At 55.1% G+C, this 7,495-nt stretch carries 8 protein-coding genes; 1 reads left to right on the forward strand and 7 read right to left on the reverse strand.

The genetic code is table 11. The features are described from left to right. Window positions 1-132: 132 nt before the first annotated feature. From yaiA to ACSZPU_RS03395, 3 genes are all read right to left on the reverse strand, one after another. Entirely contained in the window at window positions 133-324 is a 192-nt protein-coding gene (gene yaiA, locus ACSZPU_RS03385; protein ID WP_498995472.1) for a protein YaiA, read from the reverse strand. A 50-nt stretch (window positions 325-374) separates the two neighbouring features. Then, window positions 375-899 (reverse strand): shikimate kinase AroL, encoded by a 525-nt coding sequence (aroL, locus tag ACSZPU_RS03390; protein WP_498995475.1) that lies wholly within the window; start codon window positions 897-899, stop codon window positions 375-377. Between the two features lie 272 nt (window positions 900-1,171). Continuing rightward, on the reverse strand, window positions 1,172-1,633 hold the full coding sequence (locus ACSZPU_RS03395; RefSeq protein WP_498995477.1) for a YaiI/YqxD family protein: 462 nt from the start codon (window positions 1,631-1,633) through the stop codon (window positions 1,172-1,174). A gap of 138 nt (window positions 1,634-1,771) precedes the next feature. On the opposite strand from ACSZPU_RS03395, the gene proC reads away from it, so the two are divergent. After that, the gene (proC, locus tag ACSZPU_RS03400) at window positions 1,772-2,578 is read left to right on the forward strand and encodes a pyrroline-5-carboxylate reductase (RefSeq protein WP_498995479.1); all 807 of its coding nucleotides are present in this window, start codon (window positions 1,772-1,774) and stop codon (window positions 2,576-2,578) included. A gap of 42 nt (window positions 2,579-2,620) precedes the next feature. Here proC and ACSZPU_RS03405 read toward each other — a convergent pair whose 3' ends face one another. The 4 genes from ACSZPU_RS03405 to phoA form a co-directional block, all read right to left on the reverse strand. Then, window positions 2,621-4,144, reverse strand: coding sequence for an FAD-dependent oxidoreductase (locus ACSZPU_RS03405; RefSeq protein WP_498995481.1), 1,524 nt, complete (start codon window positions 4,142-4,144; stop codon window positions 2,621-2,623). Between the two features lie 143 nt (window positions 4,145-4,287). Then, window positions 4,288-5,400 (reverse strand): diguanylate cyclase AdrA, encoded by a 1,113-nt coding sequence (gene adrA, locus ACSZPU_RS03410; RefSeq protein WP_498995482.1) that lies wholly within the window; start codon window positions 5,398-5,400, stop codon window positions 4,288-4,290. 90 nt (window positions 5,401-5,490) lie between these two features. Next, window positions 5,491-5,811, reverse strand: coding sequence for a phosphate starvation-inducible protein PsiF (gene psiF / locus ACSZPU_RS03415; RefSeq protein ID WP_498995484.1), 321 nt, complete (start codon window positions 5,809-5,811; stop codon window positions 5,491-5,493). A 92-nt stretch (window positions 5,812-5,903) separates the two neighbouring features. Further along, window positions 5,904-7,319, reverse strand: coding sequence for an alkaline phosphatase (gene phoA / locus ACSZPU_RS03420; RefSeq protein WP_498995486.1), 1,416 nt, complete (start codon window positions 7,317-7,319; stop codon window positions 5,904-5,906). Window positions 7,320-7,495: the final 176 nt, after the last annotated feature.

Consider the following 7,495-nt stretch of genomic DNA (forward strand, 5'->3'; position numbering starts at 1 on the left):
GACTTCCAGGTTCTTATACATTCCTAAACACACCAATAACGTTTGATTATTGTCGCTCCTCATCCATCCCGCCAGGGCGAAAAATGTGATGAAACGCTGTTTATTTCACGTTTCGGACCTTATGCAAGGCAGTTAGCTTTTATCTGGATCCTCATAACGCTTTTTCGCATCCAGCGCTTCCTGCTCAGTCGGATGTTCGCTGATTAAAGAGTTGGGGTTCGGATGGTCGGCACGCAGTTCGTACCAGGTGACGGTTTGCCCGGCTGCGCCTTTTTCAACAGCAACAACGCGGGCTTCACGAGGGTAAGGTGGTTTACCAGGCATGACGTTACCTCAGTTGCGGTGTCAGGCCTTAAGTATAGACAATCGTTTCGCTAGCTGGCGCGCGCCAGACGCAGAGCAGTCTGAATTTCAGCGATGACCAAATCAAGATCCTGCGCGGCATTTACCACATGGTGTGCCGCTTCGCGGTACAGCGCATCACGCCCAGCCAGAATCTCGCCCACTTCTTCACGGATAGGTTTACCGGTCAGGGTCGGACGCTGGCTCTCTTTCGGATACGCTTCCAGACGATCAACCAGGACAGAAACAGGCGCAGACAGGTAAATCACCACACCCTGCTCGCGCATAAATTTGCGGTTGTACTCGCTCAGGATGATGCCGCCGCCGGTGGCCACCACGCGTGCAGGTGCGGTAACAGCTTCCAGCGCCTGAGTTTCACGCGCGCGGAAACCATGCCAGCCTTCTTTGCTCACGAGCTGGGCAACGGTCATCTGCGCCTGCTCCTGCAACCAGTGGTCGGTATCAACAAACGGACAGACGTGTAATTGTGATAAAGCATGGCCAACGGTGGTTTTACCGCAACCACGTGCGCCAATTAAAAAGATGGGTAGCGTCATGAACTGGTGTTCCCTCTGATATCGCAAGGTGAAAAAATGAAAACAAGAAAACGGTAAATCACCCTGCCTGGCGTTGAGTGATCGTAAACAAATCGTTACGCTACAAAAACAACTCGCATCCTTCCTCAAGAGAACCCAGAGACGACGCCACATTGGAGTGTAAAGATTTTAATGCAACCTATGTAGCGATAACCTTACTTTAAAAGATTGTATGTTGACAAGCCCACAGGCTCGCTTAGCGTAACATATTCATATGACTGATGATGACACAACTAGTCCGCCTGACGGCGTTGGCGCTCGAGCAGCCATTTGTCCAGTTGGGCGGCAAATTGCTGACGGTCACGCTGGGACAGGCTGTCCGGGCCACCGGTCTGGATCCCGCTGGCGCGCAGCGTATCCATAAAGTCTCGCATCGTCAGTCGTTCACGAATGGTCGCTTCGGTGTACAACTCGCCGCGCGGGTTAAGGGCAGCAGCCCCTTTAGCCAGTACTTCTGCCGCCAGCGGAATATCTGCCGTGATCACCAAATCACCCGCCTCGCACAGGCGCACGATTTCGTTATCTGCCACATCGAAACCCGCCCCTACGCGCACGGAACGGATAAAGCGCGATGGCGGCACACGGATATTCTGGTTCGCCACCAGCGTCAACGGCGTTTGCGTGCGTTCGGCGGCACGAAACAGAATCTCTTTAATCACATTCGGACACGCGTCCGCATCAACCCAAATCGCCATTGTCACTCCTCACTCTGATTTCGGGCATTGTCGCGTTAAATGCCCCGCTTCGCAAAGCATGACGTTAAGCTTTAGCCCTGCACGCCGTTCCACGTTAAGCTATACCCCACAACACATATCAGCAGAGAGACAGACGTAATGGAGAAAAAAATCGGTTTTATCGGCTGCGGCAACATGGGCAAAGCCATTCTCGGCGGTCTGATCGCCAGCGGCCAGGTGCAGCCCGGGCAGATTTGGGTCTATACCCCGTCGCCGGATAAAGTCGCCACGCTGCATGACCAGTACGGCATTAACGCCGCCCAAAGCGCGCAGGAAGTCGCCCAGATTGCCGATATCGTTTTTGGCGCGGTAAAACCGAACATTATGGTTAAGGTGCTCAGTGAAGTCGCATCCAGCCTGAGCAAAGAGTCTCTGGTCGTGTCGATTGCCGCAGGCGTTACGCTCGATCAACTGGCGCGAGCGCTGGGCCACGATCGCAAAATCATCCGCACCATGCCAAACACACCGTCGCTGGTGAATGCCGGGATGACCTCCGTTACGCCAAACGCGCTGGTGACGTCGGAAGATATCGCCGACGTGCTGAATATTTTCCGCTGCTTTGGTGCCGCCGAAGTGATTGCCGAGCCGATGATCCACCCGGTGGTAGGCGTCAGCGGTTCCGCGCCGGCCTATGTGTTTATGTTTATCGAAGCCATGGCCGATGCCGCTGTACTGGGCGGAATGCCGCGCGCGCAGGCCTACAAGTTTGCCGCGCAGGCGGTAATGGGCTCAGCCAAAATGGTGCTGGAAACCGGCAAACACCCGGGTGAGCTGAAAGATATGGTCTGCTCGCCGGGCGGCACCACCATCGAAGCGGTGAAAGTGCTGGAAGAAAAAGGCTTCCGCGCGGCGGTCATCGACGCCATTCAGGCTTGTATGGCAAAATCCGACAAGATGAGTAAATAAAACCGAGCTGCGCCGCCGGGGCACCCCGCGGCGCAACGGGTATTACGCCAGCATCTCACTGGCTTCGCGCAGGCTTATCGGTTGCTGCATTTTCACCAACAGCTCTGCCGTCGCGGTATTTTCACCGCAGCTTAGTACTGCTTTCAGCATCCCCTCTTCGCCATACAGCATCGCAAAACGTTTGTCGTCGAACGAACCGAGCATTTTCACGCTGTCCCACTCCCGGGCGTAACCCAGATATTCAAAGCGCGTACCGAAATGGGTCGTCCAGAAAAACGTGACCCGATCGAACGGGCTGTGTTCACCCAACATATTTTTTGCCGCCAGCCTCCCCTGCTGCTGCGCCACACGCCAGTGTTCGATTCGCCGCCTGCCTTCCGGTGCCGGATAGCTGGCAATATCGCCCACCGCCCATACATCCGGTGCAGCGCATAAGGTTTCATCCACCGTCAGGCTGCCGTCCTGTTCGTGATGAAGGTCGTGGGCCAGGTCGGTAAACGGACGAACGCCAGTGGCAAACACCACCACTTGCGCAGGCAGCGTTTTGCCATTTTTCAGCCGTACCCCCTGCACATGCCCGTTGCCTTCCAGTGCCGCAGGCTCCCCTGTGACAAATTTCACGCCGTTTTGCTTATGCAAATTGAGAAAGCGCTGCCCCATCTCTTCACCAAACTGCGGAACAAACGGCAGCGCATGGCGCGAAACCACCGTCACGGCGATATCCTGGTTACGTAGCGCCGCCGCCAGCTCCATCGCAATAAAGCTATTGCCGACGATCACCAACTGGTGTTCCTGCTCCACGTCATTAAGCAACTGCTGCGCCTGATGGATATCCCGCAGGACATGCACGCCCGCCAGATGGTTACCGTCAATGTCCGGCCATAGCGGCTGCCCGCCGGTCGCCAGCAGCAGTTTGTCAAAATGGAGCCTTTGCCCACTGGCCAGCGTGAGGAGGTGCTCACGGCTGTTGAGGTCGGTCACTTCTTCGCGCAGGCTTTCAACACCCGGCTGCTGATAAAACGCCTCATCCAGCATATGCGGCACTTCGCTGATTTTCATTTTGCCCGCCGGGACAAATTTACTCAGCGCCGTGCGGTCATATGGCGCGTCGCGTTCTTTGTCAATAAGGATTAAATGGCCGGTGTAGCCCGCATCACGCAGGGTAACGGCGGCAGAACTCCCGGCGGCGCCGGTTCCCAAAATGACAGTGGTCTGTTGCTCTTCACCGCGGATGTGCGACCGGCTGGCCGGTGACATTGGGCGCGGGTTCACCATGACGCGATTGTGTTCCAGCAGCACCGGGTACTGCTTAAGGCTGGTCAGCGCCAGCGGCTCGACCCACTGACCGTTGGTAATATCAAATTCCGCTTTATGCCACGGGCAAACCAGGTGCCCTTCGCATATGGCCCCTTTTTCAAGCGGCGCGCCCGCATGTGGGCATTTGCTCTGGAACGCACGCACCTGACTCGACGTACGAATGAGGATCATGGCGATACCCGCCACCTCGACTTTAACCGGTTCATTCTCCGGTAATGCTTTGATATCTAATACGTATTGATAGCTCATAACATTGCTCTCGTGTCAGTGTTGGAGATACGGTCGTAACGCCAGACAGCGCACACCACGAGGAAATAAAAAGGCATTCAATCTGTAAGGATGACCTGTTAAGCCTGGCAGAGAATAGATCTATAGCAACCAGGCGGAGGGAGTCAGGCGGCAACTTCGGTGCGGTTTCGCCCGGCCTTTTTGGCTTTGTATAACGCGAGATCGGCAGATTTTAGCCACTCCCGGTAATGAGCCATTTCATCGGTCAACGGGGCAACGCCAACGCTGATTTGCAGCGCCAGCTGAGGAGCAGAAGGCAGGCGGAAAGCGGTAAGGCGGTAATGGACTCGCTCCATCGCCGTAATCGCGTTTTCAGGCGGCGTGCCGCACATGATGACGGCGAACTCATCGCCACCGAAACGACCAATCAGATCGCTACCGCGCAGGGTAAGCTGCAAATGACGGGTAATAGCAATAATCGCCTCATCGCCCACATCATGACCCCAGGTATCATTAATGGTTTTGAAGTGATCAACATCGATCAGCAATAGCGTCGTGGCTCGCTGATGGCGGCGACAGTTGTCAAACTCATCACGTAGCAGGCTTTCCCAATGGCGGCGATTGTAGACGCCGGTCATGCCGTCACGAATGCTCATCACCTGCAGGCGACGTTTATGCTCTTCCAGCCTTGCGGCAGTGCGAAAGCTCACCCAGGAGAAAAGGAGTGGGTACAGCAGAAGTACCGGCACCGTCAGTAAGATAATGAGTGATGAGCTGGCAAGGTTAATCGCAATACCGGTGAGCTGGAGAGTCACCAGGCAGGAGACCGCCATCAATACGACGCCGGCAAGGCACAGCCGTGGCCCGGCCGACCCCATGGTGGTGATAAATACCATCATGGCGAGTGCGATCGACGGCAACATATTCACGCCGGTCAGCGCCATCCACATGCCGGCCAGAATGGCATCGGCTTTCAGATTATGAGTTTCACTGGTGTAAGGATCGCTTGAACGCGCCGCCCGTTGCCAGGCCAGATGTGGCCAGACGAAAGTCCACAGCACCAATAGAATCCACCAGCCGCCCGCAATGGGTTGCAGCGCCAGCACGCCCGCCAGCGGCATAAATAAGCAGGCCAGTCCGACCGCCCGTGGCAGCCTCTCCCGCTGCGCAAACTGGAGCCCCATGGCATGAGGATCGTCGTCATTCAGCATGGTGCGCCGTTCTTTTCCGCTCTCTGGCGTGTAAAAGTTATTATCATTCATCATTTTTGGGAACATTCTGAAACAATTTCCCAAATTATAGAGAGGGGTCATGCAGGGAAAGTATGAAATTTCGGGTGAGCCGCGTGGCGAACTCACCCGTTTGGGTTAGCCCGTTTTTTTCAGGCAGGCACTCATGAATTTGCTGCGATCTTCGCCTTTAAGCGACTGCTGCGTCGCCTGTGCGTTGCACTCGCGCATTTTTTGCTGCTGTGGAGTCAGACTTTTTTGTCCGGGCTCCGTTTTGGTGTTTTTCAGGCAATCGCTCAAGTACCGCTTGCGGGCATCGCCGGAAAGGGTTTGCGCAGTGGCCTGTTGATTGCAGAGGGTCATACGTTGTTGTTGAGGGGTAAGCGTCTTCTCAGCGGCACTCAGTGCGGTGACAAACACCAGGCCGAACAGGAGCGTAACAAGTAATGTTATTTTCATTGCACCATCCTTCTGTAAGCCTTGCCCCTTAAGAATGGTCCGTCATGGCGAAAAAACCACCCGACAGGAGAGATTTCCTGCCGGGCAGCGGATTATTTCAGCCCAAGTGCGTCTTTCATGGTGAAGAACAGGTCGGTCTGATCGGTCAGGCCCACGACGTTAGCCGCATGTGGACCATAGGCCGCCAGACGAATCTGGGTACCGGTATGCTCCATCGACTCTTCCTCAGAGTTGCCGTAAGTCATCGCCATCACCGTACCGTCTTTGGTATTCAGTAGTTGGCTCAGGCCAGGCGCTTTGGTGTCAGCCGGGATAATCTGGCTGGCGTGCGCGTGGTCAGCGGTGACGATGACCAGCGTGTTGCCGTCTTTTTTGGCGAAGGCCAGCGCTTTCTGCACGGCTTCGTCGAGGTCAACGGTTTCACCAATCTGACCGCACGGGTTGGCCGCGTGATCTTGTTTATCGATTGACGCGCCTTCCACCTGCAGGAAGAAGCCTTTCTGGTTTTTACTCAGCAGATCGATGGCTTTTTCGGTCATCTGCGCCAGCGTCGGTACGCTATCGGTACGCTTCGCATTCGGCGTACAGGTTACCGCAGGCTTATCGAGATTGCCGTGCAGGGAGGCTTTCGGCCCTTCCCAGCGAACCGGCATGTTGCCTTCGGAGAACAGACCCAGCAGCGGTTTATCCTGATTGGCTTCGGTAATAGCCGCCAGCGACGAGGCGTCACCCACTAACTGATAGCCGCGCGCCTGTGCCTGCTCACGCAGCGTTTTGCCTTTCCACTCACCGGCGGTTGCCGTTTCGCTAAAGGTTTTCGCGCCGCCGCCGAGAGTGACGTCCGCGCGGGCGTTCAGCAACTGCTCAGAAATAGACCCCTTGCCACCTTTTTCCAGCGCATTGCTGGCGCATTTTTCGCTGGTGACGCTCGGGCCGTAGCATTTACGTGAGGTCACATGGGAAATCAGCGCCGCTGGGGTCGCATCCTGCAGTTCAGCGGTAGAGACGTTACCGGTGGCAAAACCAGCGGCTTTTGCCATCTCCAGAATCGTCATATGATCTTTTTCGTGGATATCGACGCCCAGCGCGCCGTTATAGGTTTTCACGCCGGTGGACCATGCCGTTGCGGATGCCGCGGAATCGGTCACGTAATCGGGTTTGCCCGTTTTTTTATCCAGCGCGTAGTGCGTGTACTGACCCGTCAGCGGTAACGCATCAATACCTTTAAAATAACCACCGGCCCCTTCGGCATAATTTCGCGCGGCGGTAATTTCTGAATCACCCATGCCATCGCCGACCAGCAGAATTATATTTTTCGCTGGTTTGTCATTAAGCGAGGAACGAATTGCATCGGTTTGATCGGCACTTAAACGGCGGGCACCGCCTTGTGTCGTAATATCCCCTTGGGCAGTACGATTCTCCAGCACTGTTCCAGGTGTAGTATCCGCATAAATAACCGGGGTAAACAGTATAGGGAATAAAGCGATGAATAATGCGCTCTGTTTCAATTTATTTTCTCCATGTATAAATACTTAAAAAGAAATAAAACAGAGCGACTATAGGCAGCGCGCATGACAGTGAGATGACAACGTGACTTATCTCAAAGTCTTAGATAGTGTCGTCACAAGATTTTAGCCCAGAGAGCGATGCATCTGATCTGGACGGCAGCGAGAAATGAGGCCGT

The sequence above is a fragment of the Phytobacter sp. V69 genome, assembly GCF_965644215.1.
In the GTDB taxonomy this organism is placed as follows: domain Bacteria; phylum Pseudomonadota; class Gammaproteobacteria; order Enterobacterales; family Enterobacteriaceae; genus Phytobacter.